The sequence below is a fragment of the Streptomyces sp. 2131.1 genome (assembly GCF_900105515.1).
GTDB classification, from domain to species: domain Bacteria; phylum Actinomycetota; class Actinomycetes; order Streptomycetales; family Streptomycetaceae; genus Streptomyces; species Streptomyces drozdowiczii.
Map to the genome: position 1 here is coordinate 3,527,599 of NZ_FNSY01000001.1, position 20,868 is coordinate 3,548,466.

Sequence of the window (20,868 nt, forward strand, 5' to 3'; positions counted from 1 at the left end):
GTCCGGTCCTGACGGGCCGGACCGGGCGCTCCTCGGTCACAGTAGGCTTCGGCGCGAGAGCCGGAGCCCCTGACCGATGGGGACACACCTGCCGAGGAGCGCCCCGCATGAGCCTGACCCTGAGGACCATCAGCCGAGAGCAACACCTGGCCTACATCCAGAGTCTGCCCGCGGCCAGTCACATGCAGGTCCCGGCATGGGCGGATGTGAAGGCCGAGTGGCGCTCGGAGAGCCTGGGCTGGTTCGACAAGACCGGCCAGCTCGTCGGAGCCGGCCTGGTGCTCTACCGGCAGCTCCCCAAGATCAAGCGGTACCTGGCCTACCTGCCCGAGGGCCCGGTCATCAACTGGTACGCCCCCAACCTGAGCGACTGGCTCCAGCCGATGCTGGCGCACCTCAAGCAGCAGGGCGCCTTCTCCGTGAAGATGGGCCCGCCGGTGGTCATCCGCCGCTGGGACGCCTCGGCCATCAAGGCCGGCATCCAGGACCCGGACGTGAAGCGCCTGCGCGACGTCGAGGCCACCCACATCGAGCCGCGCGCCTTCGAGGTCGCCGACCGGCTGCGGAAGATGGGCTGGCAGCAGGGCGAGGACGGCGGCGCCGGATTCGGTGACGTACAGCCCCGCTACGTGTTCCAGGTGCCGCTGGCGAACCGTTCGCTGGAGGACGTCCACAAGGGCTTCAACCAGCTCTGGCGACGCAACATCAAGAAGGCCGAGAAGGCCGGCGTCGAGGTGGTGCAGGGCAGCTACGCGGAGCTTTCCGAGTGGCAGCGGCTGTACGAGATCACGGCGGAGCGCGACCACTTCCGTCCGCGCCCGCTCGGCTACTTCGAGCGCATGTGGACGGCCCTCAACAGCGAGGACCCCAACCGGATGCGGCTCTACTTCGCCCGTCACGAGGGGGAGAACGTCGCAGCCGCGACCATGCTGATCGTGGGCGGCCACGTCTGGTACTCGTACGGCGCCTCGGCCAACCACAAGCGCGAGGTCCGCCCCTCGAACGCGATGCAGTGGCGCATGCTCCGCGACGCGTACGCCATGGGCGCGACGGTCTACGACCTGCGCGGCATCTCGGACTCGCTGGACGAGACCGACCACCTCTTCGGCCTGATCCAGTTCAAGGTCGGCACCGGCGGGCAGGCGGCGGAGTACCTCGGCGAGTGGGACTTCCCGCTCAACAAGCTGCTGCACAAGGCGCTCGACATCTACATGTCGCGTCGCTGATCGGCGCCCCACAGCTGACGAAACCGGCTTCATTCGTTTCAATGGGGCCTGAACACGCTTCTCCCCTCCGATTCACCGCAGCCACCAGAAGGGTCCCGGACCGGCCATGGCGCTCTCCCTGTACGTCGACACCGCGCGCTGGCGGGCGCACCAGAAATCCGTTCTCGACCAGTTCCCCGGCATCGTGCCGGTCTGCAAGGGCAACGGGTACGGCTTCGGCCACGAGCGGCTGGCCGACGAGGCGATCCGCTTCGGCTCCGACATCCTCGCTGTCGGCACCACGTACGAGGCGGCCCGCATCAAGGACTGGTTCAGCGGTGACCTGCTGGTACTGACGCCGTTCCGGCGCGGCGAGGAGCCGGTGCCGCTGCCCGACCGCGTCGTCCGGTCCGTGTCGTCCGTGGACGGGGTGCACGCCCTGGTGGGCGCCCGGGTCGTCATCGAGTGCATGAGCTCGATGAAGCGCCACGGCGTCAAGGAGGAGGAGCTCGGGCTGCTGCACGCCGCCATCGAGGACGTACGCCTCGAAGGCTTCGCCCTCCACCTGCCGCTGGACCGTACGGACGGCTCGGACGCGGTCGAGGAGGTCATCGCGTGGATGGACCGCCTGCGGGCGGCCCGGCTGCCGCTGCACACGATGTTCGTCAGCCACCTGCGCGCCGATGAGCTGGGCCGGCTCCAGCAGCAGTTCCCGCAGACCCGGTTCCGCGCCCGCATCGGCACCCGGCTTTGGCTCGGGGACCACGAGGCGACGGAGTACCGGGGCGCGGTGCTCGACGTCACGCGCGTAGCGAAGGGCGACCGGTTCGGCTACCGGCAGCAGAAGGCCGCGTCCGACGGCTGGCTGGTCGTCGTCGCCGGCGGCACCTCGCACGGCGTGGGCCTGGAGGCTCCGAAGGCCCTGCACGGCGTGATGCCGCGCGCCAAGGGCGTGGCCCGGGCGGGCCTGGCCACCGTGAACCGCAACCTGTCGCCGTTCGTCTGGGCGGGCAAGCAGCGCTGGTTCGCCGAGCCGCCGCACATGCAGGTGTCGATCCTGTTCGTGCCCTCGGACGCCGAGGAGCCCCGGGTGGGCGACGAGCTGGTGGCCCACCTGCGCCACACGACCACCCAGTACGACCGCATCGTCGAACGCTGAGCCCGCGCGCCCGCCCCGCTCAGTCGGCGGCGGGCGTGCCGGCCCCGCCCCACTCCACCCGCGCTCCGGCCGCCGCCGGAACCGCCTCGCGGCGCGCGGTAACGGTCTCGACGAGGTGGGACAGCACGAAGGCGTCCTCGGCCCCGTCGAGCACCCCGCCCGACGGGTCGTCCGAGCCGTCCCGCCGCACCGGGTCGCGTTCCGGCATCAGGATGTCCCGTACGACGACGGCGCACAGGTACAGCGTGCCCAGCAGGTGCAGCACGATCGCGAGCTGGTAGCCCTCCGTGGGCAGCCCCTGGTGCTTGTCGCCGCTCGTCGTGTACGCGAGGTACATCCAGATCCCCAGGAAGTACATGACCTCGCACGCCTGCCAGATCAGGAAGTCCCGCCAGCGGGGCCGGGCCAGTGCGGCGAGCGGGATCAGCCAGAGCACGTACTGCGGCGAGTAGACCTTGTTGACGAGGATGAACACCGCGACGACGAGGAAGGCGAGCTGCGCGAAACGCGGCCTGCGCGGTGCCGTCAGGGCCACCACGCCGATCACGACGCACAGCGCGACCGTGGTCAGGGTGGAGACGGTGTTGACCGTACCGACGTCGATCGGCTCACCGGTGCGCTGCGTGATGATCAGCCAGAACGATCCGAAGTCGATGCCGCGCTCCTCGCTGAACGCGTAGAACTTCTTCCAGCCCTCGGGCGCGAAGACCATGACGGGCAGATTGACCACCAGCCAGGAGCCGGCGGCTCCCAGTACCGCGGCCCCGAACTCGCGCCATTTCCCGGCCCGCCAGCACAGGACGAACACGGGCCCCAGCAGGAACACGGGATAGAGCTTGGCCGCCGTCGCCAGCCCGATGAGGATGCCGAAGGCCAGCGGGCGGCTCCTGGACCACATGAGCATCGCCGCGGCGGTGAGGGCCACCGCCAGCAGGTCCCAGTTGATCGTGGCGGTGAGAGCGAAGGCGGGCGCGAGCGCCATCAGGAGGCCGTCCCACGGGCGCCGCCGGTGCGTGCGGGCGACGCAGACGGCGATCACAGCCGTGCAGATCATCAGCATGCCCGCGTTGACCAGCCAGTAGGCCTGCTCCTGCTCCTGGACGGAGCCGCCGCCCGGCGTCAGCCAGGCCGCGACCTGCATGAACAGCCCGGTGAGAACGGGGTACTCCAGGAACTGCATGTCGCCCGGCAGCCGGTCGAAGTACGGCACCAGTCCGTCGGCGAAGCCGCGTCCCGAGTACAGGTGCGGGATGTCCGAGTAGCACGCGTGCGTGTACTGGGAGCCCGCGCCCCTGAACCACGCCCAGTTGTAGCAGGGCAGCTTCTGGACCATCCCGAGCGCGAACATCCCGATGGCCACCAGGGCGATGGCCCCCACCGGGGCGACAGCCGCGCTGCCGAGTCGCGACCAGCGCCCCGACCTCCCGCCGATCAGCTCGCTGCCGGCCGCCGCGACCTCGTCCCGGTGCGTGGGCCGTACGACGGACCGTTCCTGGTGCACGCTCGTGTCCTCTGCGCTTGGCATGCCGCACATCCTGCCGTACGGCGCTGTGGAAACGGCGAGGGCCGCCGCACCAGGGGTGCCGCGGCCCTCTTCTCCCGTTCGGTTCACCCCGCGCTGTTCGCCGGCGCGGGGCTCGCTGTGCGGGCGCTACCCGCCCGTGCCGCCGAACCAGCTTCCGGTGGTGTTGTTCCCGGTGGTGTTGGTGTTCCCATTGCTGTTTCCGCCGGTGGTGGTGTCCGTGCCTCCGTTGTCCCCCTCGGTCGTGCCGGTGGAGGTTCCGGTGTCCGTACCGCCGTCGTTGCCCTGGCTCGTACCGGAATTCGCGCCGCCGTCGTTGCCCTGGATCGTGCCCGCGTTCGTGCCGCCGTTGTCCTGGCAGTTCCAGCCCCACGTACCGCAGGTGTCGGACGGGTCGGGGGTCGGGACCTCGGGGGTCGGCGTGGGCGTCGGGGTGGGGGTCGGCGACGCCGTCTCGGACTCGGTCGGGGTGGGCGTCGGGGTCGGCGTCGGTTTCTTGGACGCGCCGCCGCCGTACACCTTCTCGCCGACCGGCTCCGCCTTGGGGAAGTCCACGGCCTTCACACCCTTCATGGCCTCGGCCATGTATTCGTGCCAGACCTGTGCGGGGAACGAGGCGCCGTGGATCTTGTCCTTGCCGCCGGTGCCGTACATGGGCTCGAACGTGCGGTTCTTGTGCTTCTCGTCGTCGTCCAGCCGGTACATGCTGATCGCCGTCGACAGCTGCGGGGTGTAGCCGACGAACCACGCCGACAGGTTGTCGTCGGTCGTACCCGTCTTGCCCGCGACCTGACGGCCCGGAAGCTTCGCGGACGTACCGGTCCCCTTCTCGACGACGTTCTTGAGCACGTCCGTGACGTTGTCGGCGATGACGTTGTCGAAGGCGCTCTTGGTGACGACCTTGTGCCGGTAGACCGGCTCGCCGCCCTTCTTCACCTCGGTGACGGAGTAGGGCTCACGCTGCTGGCCCCTGGCGGCGAAGGTGGCGTAGGCACCGGCCATGCGCGTCGCGCTCGGCGAGGACGTACCGATGGAGAAGGACGGGACCTTGGCGTCCGCCATGTACTGGTCGTCCTTCAGGCCGGCGGCGATGGCCGCCTCCTTCACCTTGTCCGTACCGACGTCCATGCCGAGCTGTACGTAGGGGGAGTTGGCCGACCACTGCATGGCCTCGCGAAGAGTGATGGGACCGTACGACGTGTGGTCGTCGTTGGTCTGCTGCCACTCCTTGCCGTTCTCATCGGTCCAGATGTCGCCGTTGTACTTCTTGATCTTCAGCTTGTTGTCGCCGTTGTAGATACTCAGCGGCGAGACCTTCGTACGCTCCGACTCGCCCTGCTGCTCGCCGCCGGACGGGTCCCGCTTGCCGTACTCCATGGCGGCGGCCAGCACGAACGGCTTGAAGGTCGAGCCGACAGCGGCACCGGTGGGGCCGGCGTTGCTGGTGTAGTGCTTCGTCGCGTCCACACCGCCGTAGATGGCCTGGATCGCACCGGTCTTGGGATCGACCGACGAACCGCCGAACTGGACGTGCGTGTCCTTCGTCGGACGCTTCTTGGGGTCGATCTTCTCGTCGTAGACGCGCTTCACGGCCTTGCTGAGCTGGTCGACCTTCTTCTTGTCGAAGGTCGTGTGGATCTCGTAGCCGCCCTGGGCCAGCTGCTCGCTGGTGACGTCGGTGTTGTTGAGGAACTCGGCCTTGGCCGTGTTGACGAGGTAGCCGATCTGACCGCCCAGCTGGGCGTTCTTCTGCTGCTTGTCGGGCATCGGGAACTCGGTGTACTTGTCCCGCTCCGACTGCGTCATCCGGCCGTCCTTCACCTCCTCGTCGAGGATCCACTTCCAGCGCTTCGTCGCCCGCTCGAGGTTCTTCTCCGGGGTGGCCTGCACCGAGTCGATCTCCGGAGCGCCCGCGGGGTCGTAGTAGCTGGCGCCCTTGAGGAGGCTGGCCATGAAGGCGCACTCGCTCGGGTCCAGGTCCTTGGCGTCCTTGCCGTAGTACGTACGGGCCGCGGCCTGGAGGCCGGAGGCACCTCGTCCGTAGTACGAGACGTTCAGATACCCGGCCATGACCTCCGACTTCTTCATCTCGCTGCCGACCTTCAGCGTGATGAAGAGTTCCTCGAACTTGCGGCTCAGGGTCTGCTCCTGCGACAGCCGCGAGTTCTTGACGTACTGCTGGGTGATCGTCGACCCGCCCTGGGTCTCCCCGCCCTTGGCCATGTTGAACACGGCTCGGGCGATACCCATGGGGTCGATGCCGTGGTCGCTGTTGAAGGACTTGTTCTCCGCGGAGATGACGGCGTTGCGCATCGCCTCGGGGATCTGCGCGTAGTCGATGACCTGACGGTTGACCTCACCGCCGGTGGCCACCATCTGGGTGCCGTCCTTCCAGAAGTAGACGTTGTTCTCCGCCTTCGCGGCGACCTTGATGTCCGGCTTGGCGACCATCGCGTACGCGAGACCGGCAAGGCCCATCAGCAGGCCGAGGAAGCCGATACACAGGCTGGAGACCAGCTTCCACGACGGAATCCAGCGGCGCAGGCCCTGTCGGCCGGCCCGCGGGTAGTCGATGAAGCGCTTCTTGACCGGACGCCGTCCACCGCGGCCCTCCGGCCCGCCGTCCCCGCCGCGGCGCCGGCCACCGCCTCCGGAGCCTCCTCGGCCCCCACCACCTCGCTGGGCCGCCCGTCTCGCGGCGGCGCGGCCCTCGTAGGGAGCCTCCTCGCTGTGCGATTCGGAAGGTGAGGCTGAAGTTACTCCGCGTGACGGTGCCGTGCGGCGTCCGGAGGACTGCTGGGCGGCTCGTCGGGCCGCGGCACGTCCGCCACCTTGCGGTTGCGACGTTTTGCGACGGTGCTCGCTCATCGAACGACTACTCCTCGGGCAGGCGAGAGCGCCTGGAAGCGGCAGGTGAGATCCGGTCCCCCGAATGACGGACCAGCCCGGCGACAGGCCCGTCCGCAGTACATCCGGCTGGCCCGCGAGCACTGACGCACGCGTGCGTCTCGCGGTTCCCGGTGGTCTGCATGCCGCACAGACTACGCACGGTCAAAACCCTTCTAGGACCGAACTTCACCTCAAATAACGCAAGTCGGTTCCTACGAATTAGCGATGTGACGCCGCTCACTGAGGCTCCCCTTGTCGGCGCGGGCGGTCCGATCTATCGTGCTGATGTATCGAGTCGATACATCAGCTCGGTACATCGACTCAGCACAAGGGACCGCGAGAGCACTCGGAGAAGGAGGGGCGAGGTTGAGCAGACGCTCCGGCATCCTCGAGTTCGCCGTCCTCGGACTGCTCCGCGAATCCCCGATGCACGGCTATGAGCTGCGCAAACGCCTCAACACCTCGTTGGGCATCTTCCGTGCCTTCAGTTACGGAACCCTCTACCCCTGCCTCAAGACGCTGGTCACCAACGGCTGGTTGATCGAGGAACCGGGGACTGCTCCGGCAGAGACGGTGCCCGGTTCCGGCCGGCCCGTCGCTCCTGCCTCGTCCCTGGCGGGGCGTCGCGCCAAGATCGTCTACCGGTTGACGGCCGAGGGCAAGGAGCATTTCGAGGAGCTGCTCTCGCACACCGGCCCCGACTCCTGGGAGGACGAGCACTTCGCGGCTCGCTTCGCCTTCTTCGGGCAGACGGAGCACGAGGTGCGGATGCGGGTGCTGGAAGGCCGTCGCAGCCGGCTGGAGGAGCGCCTGGAGAAGATGAGCGCCTCTCTGGCCCGCACCCGCGAGCGCCTCGACGACTACACACTTGAGCTGCAGCGACACGGCATGGAGTCCGTGGAGCGCGAAGTGCGCTGGCTGAACGAGCTCATCGAGAGCGAGCGGTCGGGACGGGATCAGCGACGATCCTCGCCCGAGGGCTCAGCTCAGCAGAAGACCGCAGGAGAGCCTGACGGCCTGCCCCGGCGGGGAGACAACCCGCCGGATCCGTCCGGCGACACCGCCAAGTGAGTCCACCGCAGATCCGCGGCGGACTCATCAGAAACATCCATTACACACAGGGAGCAACCGGAATGGGTTCGGTTCGCGTAGCCATCGTCGGCGTGGGCAACTGCGCCGCCTCGCTGGTCCAGGGCGTCGAGTACTACAAGGACGCCGATCCGGCCGGCAAGGTGCCCGGTCTGATGCACGTCCAGTTCGGCGACTACCACGTGCGGGACGTCGAGTTCGTCGCCGCCTTCGACGTCGACGCGAAGAAGGTCGGCCTGGACCTCTCGGACGCCATCGGCGCGAGCGAGAACAACACCATCAAGCTCTGCGACGTGCCGAACGCCGGCGTCACCGTCCAGCGCGGCCACACCCACGACGGCCTGGGCAAGTACTACCGCCAGACGATCGAGGAGTCCGCCGAGGCCCCGGTCGACATCGTCCAGATCCTCAAGGACCGCAAGGTCGACGTCCTCGTCTGCTACCTCCCGGTGGGCTCCGAGGTCGCCGCGAAGTTCTACGCGCAGTGCGCCATCGACGCCAAGGTCGCGTTCGTCAACGCCCTCCCGGTCTTCATCGCCGGCACCAAGGAGTGGGCGGACAAGTTCACCGAGGCCGGTGTCCCGATCGTCGGCGACGACATCAAGTCGCAGGTCGGCGCCACCATCACGCACCGCGTGATGGCGAAGCTCTTCGAGGACCGGGGCGTCATCCTGGACCGCACGATGCAGCTGAACGTCGGCGGCAACATGGACTTCAAGAACATGCTCGAGCGTGAGCGCCTGGAGTCCAAGAAGATCTCCAAGACGCAGGCCGTCACCTCGCAGATCCGCGACCGCGAGCTCGGCGCGGACAACGTCCACATCGGCCCGTCGGACTACGTGGCCTGGCTGGACGACCGCAAGTGGGCGTACGTGCGCCTCGAGGGCCGCGCCTTCGGTGACGTTCCGCTGAACCTGGAGTACAAGCTCGAGGTCTGGGACTCCCCGAACTCGGCCGGTGTCATCATCGACGCCGTCCGTGCCGCGAAGATCGCCAAGGACCGCGGCATCGGTGGCCCGATCCTCTCGGCGTCCTCCTACTTCATGAAGTCCCCGCCGGTTCAGTACTTCGACGACGAGGCCCGCGAGAACGTCGAGAAGTTCATCCGCGGCGAGGTCTCCAACTGACTCAGCTGAGTCGGTCGGGCCGGTGAGGAGCGGCAGCGCTTCTCGTCTGCCGCGCCATTGAGGGTCCCCGGGCAATGCGCCCGGGGGCCCTCTGCGTGTGTGACCCTTGCTCCCATGCCCGTCGTACGTGATCTGCGCGTACTCCTGCGCCTTCGGAACTTCCGCCGCCTGCTGGCAGTGCGGATCCTGTCCCAGTCGGCCGACGGCGTCTATCAGGTGGCTCTGGCCACACACGTGGTCTTCGCCCCCGAGAAGCAGACGTCCGCGGGTGCCATCGCCTCCGCCATGGCCGTGCTCCTGCTCCCCTACTCGCTCATCGGCCCGTTCGCGGGCGTGCTGCTGGACCGCTGGCCCCGCCGCCAGATCTTCCTCTACGGCAACCTGCTGCGCTCCGCGCTCGCCTGCTGCACCGCGCTCCTCATCATCGGGGCGGCTCCCGTCTGGCTCTTCTACACCTCCGCCCTCTGCGTCACCGCAGTCAACCGCTTCGTCCTCGCCGGGCTCTCCGCCGCGCTGCCGCGCGTGGTCGACCGGGAACGCCTGGTGCTCGCCAACTCGCTCTCGCCGACGGCGGGAACCCTCGCCGCGACGGCGGGCGGCGGACTCGCCTTCCTGGTGCGGCTGCTGCTGGCGGACTCCGACGCGGTCGTGGTGCTGCTGGGCGCGGCGCTCTACCTCGCATCGGCACTGGCGTCGCTGAGCCTGGCGTCGGGGCTCCTGGGGCCGGACCGAGGACCAGGCCGGATGCCACTGCGGGCGGCGCTCGCCGCCGCGGGCGGCGGACTCCTCGACGGACTGCGGCACTTGATGGAGCACAGGAGCGCTTCCCGCGCGCTGACCGCGATGACGGTGATCCGCTTCTGTTACGGGGCCCTGACCGTCATGGTCCTGATGCTCTGCCGGTACGCCTGGGCGGACGGCGAGGACGACGGTCTGGCCCTGCTCGGCCTGGCGGTCGTGGTGTCAGGCGCCGGCTTCTTCGCGGCGGCGGTGCTGACCCCGTGGGCCGCGGCTCGGCTCGGACGGTTCCGCTGGATGGTGGCATGCGCGGCGACCGCCGCGGTCCTCGAACCGGCGTTGGGCCTGTGGTTCGCCCCGGCGCCGATGCTCGTGGCTGCGTTCGTCCTCGGGCTCGTCACCCAGGGGGCGAAGATTGCCACGGACACCGTGGTGCAGATCGCGGTGGACGACGCCTACCGCGGCAGGGCCTTCTCGTTCTACGACGTGCTGTTCAACGTCGCCTTTGTCGCCGCCGCGGCAGCGGCCGCATTGATGCTGCCTCCTGACGGGCGGTCGGTCGCGCTCGTGATGGGCGTGGCAGCGCTCTACGCAAGCTCTGCCCTGTACCTGGCGCATTGGAGTCGGAACGGGGATGTCCTATAGCGTGCCCGCGTCAAGCAGGACACGTTAATCACGGGGGCATTCAGATGACTTACCCGCCGCAGCAGGGCAACGGCCCGTACGGCCAGCAGCCGGCCCAGCCCTACCCTCCACAGCAGAGCGGATACGGCTACCCGCAGCAACAGCCCCAGCAGCCGCAGCAGGGGTGGGGCGGGCCTCAGCAGCCCTACCCTCCGCACCAGGGCCAGCAGCCGCAGGGGTGGGGAGGTGGCCCCCAGGGGCCCCAGGGCCCTGCCCAGCCGTCGGGCGGCAAGAAGGCCTTCCTCGCCACGCGCAACATCATCATCATCGTGGTAGGCATCGCCGTGCTGATCGGGCTGAAGTTCGGCCTGGGCGAGATATTCGAGTCCGACGCCAAGGCCGCTTCGGTCGGGGACTGCCTGGAGAACAAGGGCACCAACTTCGACCCGGACATGAAGTCGGTCGACTGCTCTTCGTCCGCAGCCGAGTACAAGGTCGCGGAGGTCCACGACAGCACGACCGACACGGATCTCTGTGACGCGGAGAAGTACTCCGCCTACACCGAGAGCTCGGGTAGTCGTAAGAGCCGGAGCAGCGTGGTGCTCTGCCTGACGCCGCTCAAGCCGACCGGCTGAGGCTCCGCATCACCCAGAACACCGAACGAGGGCGTTGTTTCACGTGAAACAACGCCCTCGGCGTATGCCTCGGCGCTCATGTTTCACGTGAAACATGAGCGCCGAGGCAGCGATCGGAAGCGCGAGCGTCAGCTCTGCGCCTCCCACCACTTCTTCAGTTCCGCGACCGCCTGGTCATGCTCCAGCGGGCCGTTCTCCAAGCGCAGCTCCAGGAGGAACGCGTACGCCTTGCCGATGACCGGGCCGGGCCCCACGCCCAGGATCTGCATGATCTCGTTGCCGTCCAGGTCCGGCCGGATCGCGTCCAGCTCTTCCTGGCTCTTCAACTGGGCAATGCGCTCTTCCAGCCCGTCGTATGTGCGCGAGAGGGCGGCGGCCTTGCGCTTGTTGCGCGTGGTGCAGTCCGACCGGGTCAACTTGTGCAGCCGTTCCAGAAGCGGACCGGCGTCCCTCACGTAGCGGCGGACCGCGGAGTCGGTCCACTCGCCGTCGCCGTAGCCGTGGAAGCGCAGATGCAGCTCCACCAGCTTCGAGACGTCCTTGACCATCTCGTTGGAGTACTTGAGCGCCGTCATGCGCTTCTTCGTCATCTTCGCGCCCACCACCTCGTGATGGTGGAAGGAGACCCGCCCGTCCTTCTCGAAGCGGCGCGTCCTCGGCTTGCCGATGTCATGCAGGAGGGCGGCAATGCGCAAAACGAGGTCGGGCCCGTCCTCCTCCAGGTCGATCGCCTGCTCCAGGACGGTCAGGGAGTGCTCGTAGACATCCTTGTGCCGGTGATGCTCGTCACTCTCCAGCTGGAGCGCCGGGAGCTCGGGCAGGATCTGCTGGGCCAGCCCCGTAGCGACGAGGAGGGACAGGCCCTTCCGGGGATGCGCGGAAAGAAGGAGCTTGTTCAGCTCCTCACGCACGCGTTCGGCGGAGACGATCTCGATCCGGCCGGCCATCTCGGTCATGGCGGTGACGACCTCGGGAGCCACCTCGAAGTCGAGCTGTGCGGCGAACCGTGCCGCGCGCAGCATGCGCAGCGGGTCGTCCGAGAACGACTCCTCGGGCGTCCCGGGGGTGCGCAGAACCCGCTCGGCCAGGTCCTCCAGACCTCCGTGGGGGTCGATGAACTCCTTCTCGGGCAGCGCGACCGCCATGGCGTTCACCGTGAAGTCGCGCCGCACGAGGTCGTCCTCGATGGAGTCGCCGTAGGACACCTCCGGCTTGCGCGAGGTCCGGTCGTACGCCTCCGACCGGTACGTCGTGACCTCGATCTGGTAGCCGTGCTTCTGCGCACCCACCGTGCCGAAGGCGATCCCGACCTCCCATACGGAGTCGGCCCACGGCCTGACGATCTTCAGCACATCCTCGGGGCGGGCATCGGTCGTGAAATCCAGGTCGTTCCCGAGCCTGCCGAGCAGTGCGTCGCGGACCGAGCCGCCGACCAGTGCGAGACTGAATCCGGCATCCTGGAATCGGCGGGCGAGATCGTCGGCGACCGGGGAGACCCGCAGCAGTTCGCTGACTGCGCGGTGCTGCACCTGGGTCAGGGCGCTGGAGTTGTCTTCGTTGGCGTTCGGCACAACAGAAAAGGGTACGTGCCCCCACCGGTCCGGGCGTCACGAGTTTCCTCGCCCCTGCGAGACTCTCACGATCATGCAGCGCACTCCCCAGCACTTAGTCCCAGCAAGCCTCGTTACCATGCGGGGACGCAGCGACGGACAACGGTCGCCAGCAGCCGACGATGACGAGGGACGGGTACGCGTGGCCGAGGCGGCAGACATCCAGGGGATGCATCCCTCTCCTGCCCGCCGGTGGCTGCGGCGCACAGCCGCCGTGCTCGCCGGGGCTCCGCTCGTCGCCGCCCTGCTGGCCGGAGCATCCGCCCCGCAGGCCCGGGCAGACGCGCCCGCGAAGGCCCCCACGGGCTCCAGCACGGTCGCGGTGTCGCTGGACCAGATCACCCCCAGCGCCCCCGAGAAGGGGGACACGCTGAGGATTTCGGGCACCCTGACCAACAAGGGCAAGGAAACGGTCACCGACGCCCAGGTCGATCTGCGGGTCGGCCCCCGGCTCTACAGCAGGACCGCCATCGACACGGCCGCCGGCCGTACGGGATACCTGCCCGGGACCGACCCCTATCCACTCGGGGGCAAGTACACGGTCGAGATCGACAAGCTGCGTTCGGGCATCAGCCAGGACTTCACGCTGTCGGTCCCGGTCAGCAAGCTGGGCCTCGGGGACGACGGGGTCTACCAGCTGGGCATCTCGCTGTCCGGCCGGACCTCGCACACCGTGTACGACCAGGTACTCGGCATCAAGCGGACCTTCCTGCCCTGGCAGGACGGGGAACGCGACTCGCGGATCGGCCTCAGCTACCTCTGGCCGCTCATCGCGTCCGCTCACCTCACGGCGGAGACCGGCTCCGACGAGCAGCAGACGCCGGTGTTCGCCGACGACGACCTCGCCGCCGAGATCGCCCCGGGCGGCCGTCTGGAGCAGATGGTGTCACTGGGCAGGCAGCTGCCCGTGACCTGGGTCATCGATCCGGACCTGCTGGCCAGCGTCGACGCGATGACCAAGCCCTACCGGGTCAGGTCCGGCGACACCACGGTCGCCGGGACGAACCAGGAGGTGGCCAAGAAGTGGCTCACCTCGCTGGAGGCGGCCGTCTCCGAGGGCAAGGTCGTGGCCCTGCCGTTCGGCGACCCGGACCTCGCCTCGATCGCCCACCGCGGCAAGACCGTCTCGGGCACCCTCAGCCATCTGCAGACCGCCAGTGAGGTCGCCGGGATGACGGTGGAGACGATCCTCCACCTGAAGCCCTCGACCGACTTCGCGTGGCCGGTGGACGGTGCGGTGGACCCGTCGATCGTGGACGTCGCCACCTCGGCCGGCGCCCACAACGTGATCGCCCGCAGCGACAGCCTCGAAGAGACCGGGAACCTGGCCTACACGCCCTCCGCCGCCCGCCCGATCGGCGGCGGCACCACGGCGGTCGTCGCCGACGCACGGCTCTCCACCGCCTTCCAGGGAGACATGGGCAACGCGGGCAGCTCCACGCTCGCCGTGCAGAAGTTCCTCGCCCTGACACTCGCCCTGGCCGAGCAGGACACGGACAAGGACCGGTCCGTCGTCGTGGCGCCCTCCCGCATGCCGACGGTCGCCCAGGCCCAGTCGATGGCCCGCGCCCTCCACGCGCTGGACGACGACCGCTGGACACAGCCCCAGGGGCTCACCAAGGCATCGGCGACCAAGCCGGACGCGGAGGCGACCACCAGCGTGCCGCCGGCCTCCCGGTACCCGAAGAAGCTGCGCCGCCAGGAGCTGCCGACGCAGGCCTTCCAGGACATCAAGTCCATCCAGTCCTCGCTCGACAACTTCCAGGTCATCCTCACCCACCCCGAGCGGGTGGTGACGCCCTTCGGCAACGCCGTCAACCGGTCCATGTCGACGTCGTGGCGCGGCAGACCGCTGAAGGCCCAGCAGTACCGGGATTCGGTCCGCACCTATCTCCAGGGGCTGGTCGGCGAGGTCCAGCTCGTCCCGAAGTCGGACATCACCCTGTCCGGTCGCAGCGCCACGATCCCCGTGACCGTGCAGAACCGGCTGCTTCAGGACGTCGACGACCTCGTACTGCGGCTGAAGTCGGACAACGCGACCCGTCTGAAGTTGAACGACGGTGGCAGCACGGCGGAGCAGCCCATCCAGATCGGCGCCGGCCACAGCCAGTCGGTGAAGTTCGACGCGGCGGCCAACATCAACGGCCAGGTCCAGATGACCGCGCAGCTCTACACGAAGGACGGGACTCCGTACGGTGAGGAGATGGCCTTCACCGTGAAGGTCTCCGAGATCACCCCGACGGTGCTTCTGGTGATCGCGGGCGGGCTGCTGCTGCTGGTCCTGGCCGGCATCAGGATGTATGCACATCGCAAGCGCGCCAACGGGGGCGGCGCGGCGGGCGACGACGGCAGTGAACCCGAGCAGCCGAGTGACCCGACGCCGGACACCGGTCCCGAAAGCACGGAGCCGTCGGGCACGGGTGAGAAAGTGGACCGTTGAGCAGATGTCTGTCGTGGCCGGTCGGCCGGGGACGATGAGGTGGGGTTTCGATGAACGCGCCGTACGACGGTGACCGCGGTCAGGGTGCGGGCGGTGCCGGGTACCCCGGCGGCCCTCCGGTACCCCCTGGGCCGGAGCAGGAGCCGGTGCCGGATCCGTATCTGCAGTCCACGTACGACTACGACCCGTACCGGGCCCAGGACCTCTCCGCGCAGGACCCGGTGGACGAGGCGTTGTACGACCGCGCCGCGCACCCGCCACCGCCGCCCGGCACCTACCAGCAGCCGCAGCCGCTGTACCAGCAGCCTCCGGCGGCCCAGTACCCCCCCGACCCCCGCATCTGGGCCCAGACACCGCCGCCCGAACCCGCCGGGCCCTCGCGCCACCTCCCGTACGGCGACAACGCCGCGACGACCCAGTTCGTGGGCGTGGACGACCTCGTCACCCAGGCTTCCGCCGACCGCGACGAGCCCGACGCCTTCGCCCACCTCTTCCGGGACCAGGAGGGCCCCGCGGGGCCTGCCGCCTCCCCGGCACCGGCCCAGCCCGAGCCCGCCCCGGCCCCCGCGCCGCCCAAGTCCGGCGGCCGCGCCTCCGGCCTGCTGAAGTCCAGTGCGGTCATGGCGGCCGGCACGCTCGTCTCGCGCCTCACCGGCTTCGTCCGCAGCCTCGTGATCACGGCGGCGCTCGGCGCGGCCCTGCTCGGCGACAGCTTCACGATCGCCTACACGCTGCCCACGATGATCTACATCCTCACCGTGGGCGGCGGCCTGAACTCCGTCTTCGTCCCGCAACTCGTCCGCTCCATGAAGGACGACGAGGACGGCGGCGAGGCCTACGCCAACCGGCTCCTGACCCTGGTGATGGTCGCGCTCGGCCTGATCGTCGCCGTGGTGGTCTTCGCGGCACCGTGGCTCATCCGGCTGATGTCGTCGACGATCGCGGACGACCCGGCGGCCAACAACGTCGCCGTCACCTTCGCCCGCTACTGCCTGCCCACCATCTTCTTCATGGGTGTGCACGTCGTGATGGGCCAGATCCTCAACGCCCGCGGAAAGTTCGGCGCGATGATGTGGACCCCGGTCCTCAACAACATCGTCATGATCTTCACCTTCGGCATGTTCATCTGGGTCTACGGCACGTCCCACGAGTCCCACATGGGCGTGCAGACCATCCCGCCGGAGGGCGTGCGGCTGCTGGGCATCGGCACCCTGCTCGGACTGGTCGTCCAGGCGCTGGCCATGGTCCCGTACCTGCGCGAGGCCGGCTTCCGCTTCCGCCCGCGGTTCGACTGGAAGGGCCACGGTCTCGGCAAGACGGTCAAGCTCGCCAAGTGGACGGTCCTGTTCGTCTTCGCCAACCAGGCCGGTGTACTGGTCGTCACCCAGCTCGCCACCTCGGCCGGCAAGGCGTCCGGGAAGAACGGCGCGGGCTTCCTCGCCTACTCCAACGCCCAGCTGATCTGGGGCATGCCGCAGGCGATCATCACCGTCTCGGTCATGGCCGCCCTGCTGCCCCGTATCTCCCGGGCCGCGCACGACAACGACCCGGGCGCCGTCCGCGACGACATCTCGCAGGGGCTGCGCAACTCCGCTGTGGCCATCGTGCCGGTCGCCTTCGCGTTCCTGGCCCTGGGCGTGCCGATGTGCACGCTGCTGTACGCGTCCAGCGGCCCCGAGGCCGCCCGCTCCATGGGCTTCATCCTCATGGCGTTCGGCCTCGGTCTGATTCCGTACTCCGTGCAGTACGTGGTGCTGCGCGGGTTCTACGCGTACGAGGACACCCGGACGCCGTTCTACAACACGGTCATCGTCGCCCTGGTCAACGCGGCAGCCTCGGCCCTCTGCTACGTGGTGCTGCCCGCCCAGTGGGCCGTGGTCGGCATGGCCGCCTCGTACGGACTGGCGTATGCCGTCGGTGTCGGGATCGCGTGGCGCCGACTGCGCAACCGCCTGGGCGGCGACCTGGACGGCGCCCACGTGGTCCGCACCTACGCCCGGCTGTGCCTGGCCGCGATTCCGGCCGCCGTGGTCGGCGGAGCGGCAGGCTTCGGGCTTCTGAGCGTGCTCGGGCAAGGTGCCTTCGGCTCGCTCGTCGCACTGATCTGCGGCGGGATCCTGCTGCTGGGCGTGTTCTTCGTCGCGGCCAAGAGGATGCGGATCGAAGAGATCAACGGCATGGTCGGCATGGTCAGGGGGCGGCTCGGCCGCTAGGGCGGCCGAGCCCGCACAACCATCGCCGGCCTCCGCGTGTCGTGCATAGCGCCGGAGTGTGGGCACAATTGGCGTGACTGTGCAGAGCTGGCTGGCATCGCGCAACGGATGGGGAGGCAGGAACGACGGTGGCGGAACGTAGCACGGCTGCCGTCGACGTGGCCGACAACAGCGGGGACGAGCCGCTGACCGCCAAGGCGGACGAGGCCACGACCGACGGCACGGCAGAAGCGCAGGACGCGGCGGAAGCGGAATCCTCGACGGAGGACGGCACCAAAGCCGCTCCCGAGCCCTCCCCGGCCACCCCGGACCTGCACAGCGGACACAAGCTGGCCGGCCGGTACCGGCTGGAGGAGTGCGTCACCCGCCTGGACGGGTTCAGCAGCTGGCGGGCCGTCGACGAGAAGCTGCGTCGGGCGGTCGGCGTCCACCTCCTTCCCGCGGACCACCCAAGGGCACGCGCCGTCCTGGCCGCGGCCCGGTCCTCCGCGCTGCTCGGCGACCCCCGCTTCGTACAGGTCCTCGACGCCGTCGAGGAGGACGACCTCGTCTACGTCGTCCATGAATGGCTGCCCGACGCCACCGAGCTCACCGCCCTGCTGAGCGCGGGCCCGATGGAGGCCCACGACGCTTATCAGCTCGTCAGCCAGGTCTCCCAAGCCATGGCCGCCGCCCACCGGGAGGGCCTGGCCCACCTCAGGCTCACTCCGGGGGCCGTGCTGCGCAGTACGTCGGGCCAGTACCGGATCCGCGGCCTCGCGGTGAACGCCGCTCTCAGGGGCATCACCTCGGACGGCCCCCAGCGGGCCGACACGGAGGCCATCGGTGCCCTGCTGTACGCCGCGCTGACGCAGCGCTGGCCGTACGAGAGCGATGCGTACGGGCTCACCGGCCTGCCCAAGGGGATGGGGCTGCTGGCGCCCGACCAGGTGCGGGCAGGAGTCCACCGGGGGCTCTCCGAGATCGCCATGCGCGCCCTCGCCAACGACGGCGCCACGGCCTCCCGCCAGGAACAGCCGTGCACCACCCCCGACGAGCTCGCCAAGGCCGTGGCGGCCATGCCTCGCATCCGGCCTCCCGAGCCCGTCTTCACCGCGCCGCCCGAGTACCAGCGGACCACCTACCAGCAGGGCACGTACGGCAGGCCGGCCGTCCCCGGAGCCGCCGCGACCCAGCCCGTCGTCCCCGTGCCGCCCGCCCCGCTGCAGAGCCGCACCGGACGGGCCCTGAAGTGGGCCGTCTCCGCGCTGCTGATCGCCGCGCTGGGGCTGGGCAGCTGGCAACTCGCCGAAACACTCATCGACCGGGACAACAACTCGGGCGATGATCCCGGCACCACCCAGTCCAACCCGGAGAACAACGACGCCCCGCCGGTCGAGAAGAGCAAGCCCGTCCCGATCGTCAGTGCGCAGGACTACGACCCGCTCGGAGGCGACGGCAGTGAGAAGCCGCAGAGCATAGGCAATGCGTACGACGACGACCCGAGTTCGTACTGGAACACGGACGGCTACTACTCCGCAGAATTCGGCAATCTGAAGAAGGGCGTCGGGATCGTACTCGATCTCGGCAAGGTGCAGCGGGTCGGGACGGTGGACGTGTCCTTCCTGGGTGGCACCACGTCGGTCGAGCTGCGCACGGGCGGCTCCACGATGCCGGCCGGGCTCTCCGGCTTCGAGAGGGTCGCACAGGGTGCCGGGACGCAGGTCTCGCTCAAGCCCGCCAAGCCTGTGCAGGCTCGGTTCCTGCTTGTCTGGCTCACCAAGCTCCCGCCGAGCAGTGAGGGGAACTTCCGGGGGAAGATCTCGGACATCAAGGTCACCAGCTGACCTTTCAGGATCGCGAACAAATGGGGCCGGCCCGGATCACTCGATCCGGACCGGCCCCATTTCGTCTGCCCAGCCGTTTCAGCGGTCAGTACGAAGGCGTTTTCGAGTGCAGGCTGACGTTGTCGTACTGGGACCAGGCCTCCGCGTACGAGGAGAGCGGATCCTTGTCGTAGACCATCGCCGTGTAGCAGCTATAGCTGCCGAGGGAAGAGCTGTAGGAAAGCTTCGTGCAGTTATACGATTTGCCGTCCGAGTTCCGCACGATCTGAGCCTTGCCCCACACGTCCTCGGAGAGGGTGATCCGCGCCCAAGCGGTGTGGCACTTGACGCTGTACCGCAGCTCAACAGCACCGAGTGTCCAGGTGGAGGTGCCGATGGAGGCGCGCTTGACAGTGGTCGCATCGCCGGAACACCCGGCGGAAATGGGATTCTTCCCGTCCATCGAATAGCTGGCCGCCTGTGCGCTCCCCGGGAGCAGTGCCACCAGCGCGGGTGCGGCGAGAACGGTCGTCAGCACCTTTCCCAGGTACCGCTTCACATGCCTCTTCTTCATGTGGTCCCCTTCCTGATTTCCCTCAATATAGGGCGGACAGGGCACATTCGAAGCTCAAGCGAAACGCGCTTTTGTCATTCCTATAATCCAACCCACCTCACCATTTACTTTCTGTCGAGGATCGGTTTGAATGCACGGATGGCGACAGCTGAGGGGGGAGACCGCGAGCACCACGGTGCCGATGCCGACGCGCCGAGCGACGCGGACCTTCTCGCCGGCCATGTGGCCGGTGACCCCGATGCCTTCGGTGAGCTGGCACGACGCCATCGCGACCGGCTGTGGGCCGTGGCCCTGCGGACGCTGGGCGACCGCGAGGAAGCGGCTGACGCCGTGCAGGACGCGCTGGTCTCCGCGTTCCGCGCCGCCCATACCTTTCGCGGCCAGTCCGCCGTCACCACGTGGCTGCACCGGATCACGGTGAACGCCTGTCTCGACCGGGTCCGCAAGGCCGCGTCGCGGAAGACCTCGCCCGTCGACGACCCGGAACGGCTCGACCAGCTTCTGGAGCCCCACGAGTCGGCGGAGGCTCCGGCAGAGCGTCACGACCTCCACCGCGAACTCATCGCCGCTCTCGCCACTCTCCCCGCCGAACAGCGCGCGGCGCTTGTCCTGGTGGATATGCAGGGATACCCGGTGGCGGAGACCGCCCGCATCCTCGACGTGCCCGTGGGCACCGTGAAGAGCCGCTGCGCGCGGGGCCGAGCCCGCCTGGCGCCGCTGCTGGCCCATCTCCGAAGTGACGGTGGCGGCAGTGAGACGCCCGACACGGAAGGGAACCGGACACCACGGCCATCCGTCCCACCGGCAGCCGGACCACGAGACGCAGCCGGCGACCCCACAGCAATGAAGGGCGGAGGTGGACACCGATGACATCAGCAGCCGACACGACCCAGCACCCGGATGTCTCGGAGATCTCCGACCTGACCGAGGGCCTGCTCACCGAGTCCCGAGCGGCCGAGGTCCGCAGCCATACGGATAGGTGCGACCTCTGCGGTGACCTCCTCGCCTCGTTGGAGGAGATCCGCAGCCTGCTCGGCGACCTGCCGGCACCTCCGCCCATGCCCGGGGACATCGCCGACCGCATCGATGCCGCACTCGCCGCGGAGGCAGCGTCCCGCCGCACACAGGCCGCGGCCGCCGACGTTTCACGTGAAGCAACAGATGTTTCACGTGAAACAGAGCCCGAACCCATAACCTCGGCCGTTCCGCCACGGTCAGGCACCCCAGACCGCCCCACC

14 protein-coding genes are annotated in these 20,868 nt (G+C 68.8%); 10 read left to right on the forward strand and 4 right to left on the reverse strand.

The window, feature by feature from the left end; all coding sequences use genetic code 11:
* Positions 1-107: 107 nt before the first annotated feature.
* Positions 108-1,226 (forward strand): lipid II:glycine glycyltransferase FemX, encoded by a 1,119-nt coding sequence (locus BLW14_RS15715; RefSeq protein ID WP_093707899.1) that lies wholly within the window; start codon positions 108-110, stop codon positions 1,224-1,226.
* 106 nt (positions 1,227-1,332) lie between these two features.
* Positions 1,333-2,364 (forward strand): alanine racemase, encoded by a 1,032-nt coding sequence (locus BLW14_RS15720; RefSeq protein ID WP_018522068.1) that lies wholly within the window; start codon positions 1,333-1,335, stop codon positions 2,362-2,364.
* A 19-nt stretch (positions 2,365-2,383) separates the two neighbouring features.
* Here the strand turns inward: BLW14_RS15720 and BLW14_RS15725 are convergent, their stop codons facing one another.
* A complete protein-coding gene (locus tag BLW14_RS15725; RefSeq protein ID WP_177153990.1) occupies positions 2,384-3,889 on the reverse strand; it encodes a glycosyltransferase family 87 protein in 1,506 nt (501 codons plus the stop codon).
* Positions 3,890-4,015: 126 nt separating this feature from the next.
* Positions 4,016-6,754: a transglycosylase domain-containing protein gene (locus tag BLW14_RS15730; RefSeq protein WP_371128074.1), complete on the reverse strand. Its 2,739-nt coding sequence runs from the start codon at positions 6,752-6,754 to the stop codon at positions 4,016-4,018.
* A gap of 387 nt (positions 6,755-7,141) precedes the next feature.
* Between BLW14_RS15730 and BLW14_RS15735 the strand changes: the two genes are divergently transcribed.
* From BLW14_RS15735 to BLW14_RS34510, 4 genes are all read left to right on the forward strand, one after another.
* A complete protein-coding gene (locus BLW14_RS15735) occupies positions 7,142-7,846 on the forward strand; it encodes a PadR family transcriptional regulator (protein ID WP_093707902.1) in 705 nt (234 codons plus the stop codon).
* Between the two features lie 62 nt (positions 7,847-7,908).
* Positions 7,909-8,991 carry an inositol-3-phosphate synthase gene (locus BLW14_RS15740; RefSeq protein ID WP_018522072.1) on the forward strand — a complete coding sequence of 361 codons (1,083 nt, stop codon included), beginning with the start codon at positions 7,909-7,911 and terminating at the stop codon, positions 8,989-8,991.
* A gap of 114 nt (positions 8,992-9,105) precedes the next feature.
* Entirely contained in the window at positions 9,106-10,374 is a 1,269-nt protein-coding gene (locus BLW14_RS15745; RefSeq protein WP_093707903.1) for an MFS transporter, read from the forward strand.
* Between the two features lie 44 nt (positions 10,375-10,418).
* A complete protein-coding gene (locus BLW14_RS34510; RefSeq protein WP_177153991.1) occupies positions 10,419-10,988 on the forward strand; it encodes an LppU/SCO3897 family protein in 570 nt (189 codons plus the stop codon).
* 128 nt (positions 10,989-11,116) lie between these two features.
* Here the strand turns inward: BLW14_RS34510 and BLW14_RS15755 are convergent, their stop codons facing one another.
* On the reverse strand, positions 11,117-12,559 hold the full coding sequence (locus BLW14_RS15755) for a CCA tRNA nucleotidyltransferase (protein WP_093707904.1): 1,443 nt from the start codon (positions 12,557-12,559) through the stop codon (positions 11,117-11,119).
* 181 nt (positions 12,560-12,740) lie between these two features.
* Here BLW14_RS15755 and BLW14_RS15760 point away from each other — a divergent pair, with 181 nt between their 5' ends.
* The 3 genes from BLW14_RS15760 (at position 12,741) to BLW14_RS15770 (ending at position 19,077) form a co-directional block, all read left to right on the forward strand.
* A complete protein-coding gene (locus BLW14_RS15760; RefSeq protein ID WP_093707905.1) occupies positions 12,741-15,038 on the forward strand; it encodes a DUF6049 family protein in 2,298 nt (765 codons plus the stop codon).
* 50 nt (positions 15,039-15,088) lie between these two features.
* A complete protein-coding gene (gene murJ, locus BLW14_RS15765; protein WP_093707906.1) occupies positions 15,089-17,251 on the forward strand; it encodes a murein biosynthesis integral membrane protein MurJ in 2,163 nt (720 codons plus the stop codon).
* A 128-nt stretch (positions 17,252-17,379) separates the two neighbouring features.
* Complete coding sequence (locus BLW14_RS15770) at positions 17,380-19,077, forward strand: protein kinase family protein (RefSeq protein WP_093707907.1); 1,698 nt, start codon at positions 17,380-17,382, stop codon at positions 19,075-19,077.
* 85 nt (positions 19,078-19,162) lie between these two features.
* On the opposite strand, the gene BLW14_RS15775 is transcribed toward BLW14_RS15770, so the two are convergent.
* Entirely contained in the window at positions 19,163-19,630 is a 468-nt protein-coding gene (locus BLW14_RS15775; RefSeq protein ID WP_093707908.1) for a DUF2690 domain-containing protein, read from the reverse strand.
* A gap of 138 nt (positions 19,631-19,768) precedes the next feature.
* Here BLW14_RS15775 and sigM point away from each other — a divergent pair, with 138 nt between their 5' ends.
* Positions 19,769-20,500 carry an RNA polymerase sigma factor SigM gene (gene sigM, locus BLW14_RS15780; protein ID WP_093707909.1) on the forward strand — a complete coding sequence of 244 codons (732 nt, stop codon included), beginning with the start codon at positions 19,769-19,771 and terminating at the stop codon, positions 20,498-20,500.
* The last annotated feature ends 368 nt before the right edge of the window (positions 20,501-20,868 follow it).